The organism is Leisingera sp. F5 (assembly GCF_001593695.1).
In genome coordinates, this window is the sequence record NZ_LUKH01001016.1 from 1 (window position 1) to 1,349 (window position 1,349).

A 1,349-nucleotide genomic window follows, 5' to 3' on the forward strand; every position below is an offset into this window, starting at 1 on the left:
GAAGCCGATCCGGTTGGCCGGGGCTTCTTCCTGCGCCTTGGGCACCGCCCGCAGCATCACGTTCAGCTGGCTGACATGCTGCACCAGCTGAGTGCGTGCGCCGGGGCCTTCGCTGCCGTAAAAGGTGATGATATCGGGATCGTAATAGCCCATGCCTTCGATCCGCAGCACCCCGGCATTGCCGCCGGCAAAACCCATCGCAACCTCGTGCTCGCTGTCCAGCTGCTGTTCGAAATTCTGGATATAAAGGATCAGACGTTCATAGGCCCAGCGCGCGGGGCTTTTGGCGGCATCCTGCTTTTGCAGTTTTTCCGGAATCTTGCGCAGGCCCGCGCAGGCCTCGGGGTCGGCATGGACCTCGTGCACGCAGGGCAGCACCGCCGCCTCTGCCGCCTCGGCGCTGGTCGAAATCTCGTCGCTCATGGTGTCTCCCCCCAAAATGCGGGGTGCGTCACCCCTTGCGCTGATAGAGCCAAGCACCGTCGCCGCGTTTCCAGCGGTCCACCTGGCCGGTGTGGTACAGATGATTTACATGGGCCACCGCCTCGACCAGCGCAAGCCCGTACTCGCCTTCGCCGATTGTGCGCTTGAACAGCGGTGCAAAGCAATCGGCGGCAGTCTGCGGCACGCAAAGGTGATCCATCAGCCGCTCCAGCGCACCGTGGTGGTTGCCAATCAGCTGCTGCATCCGCAACGGCAGCCGGGTGAACGGCAGCTTGTGCCCGCCCAAGGCCAGATGATCGGGCCGCGCCAGTTTCGACAGGCGTTCGCAGGCCTCCAGCCATTCGCCCAAAGGATCCGCCATCGGCTCAGTCGCGTAAACGCCGATGTTGGGGCTGATGGTTGACAGGATCTGATCGCCGGTGATCACCAGATTGTCATCGCGGCTCCAGAAGGTCGCGTGCTCAGGCGCGTGGCCGTTGCCGATGTGCACATCCCAGTCGCGCCCGCCCATGCGGATCGCATCCCCCTGTTTGATGCGGGTGAAGCCCAGCGGCATCGGGTACACGGTGTCGGCAAAATTGAATGGCCGGTCGTTGGCGCGTTTGTCATAAAACGCCTGATCCATGCCCGCACTGCGGTAATAGGCCAGCGTTTCCTCGGGCCAGGTCTCCTGCACGTCGAGGGTCAGCATCCGGGCAAACAGCCAGGCGGTGCGGGTGGTGATCAGCTCGGCGCCGTGTTCGCTCTGGAACCAGCCGGCCAGGCCGATGTGATCCGGATGGTGATGGGTGCCGACAACGCGGGTGACCGGTTTGCCCTTCAAAGGCCCCGCCATCAGGCTTTCCCAGATCGCGCGGCTTTTGCGGGTGTTGAACCCGGTGTCGATCACCGTCCAGCCATCGCCG

The 1,349-nt window shown here is 63.7% G+C and carries 2 protein-coding genes; both read right to left on the reverse strand.

Annotation, left to right across the window (positions count from 1 at the left end):
- The coding region (locus A2I95_RS38405; RefSeq protein WP_291737653.1) for a DUF6173 family protein at nucleotides 1-423 on the reverse strand (423 nt) is incomplete at its 3' end.
- A 28-nt stretch (nucleotides 424-451) separates the two neighbouring features.
- Nucleotides 452-1,349 (reverse strand): MBL fold metallo-hydrolase (locus tag A2I95_RS38410; protein WP_291737654.1); only part of this gene is annotated, 898 nt, incomplete at its 5' end.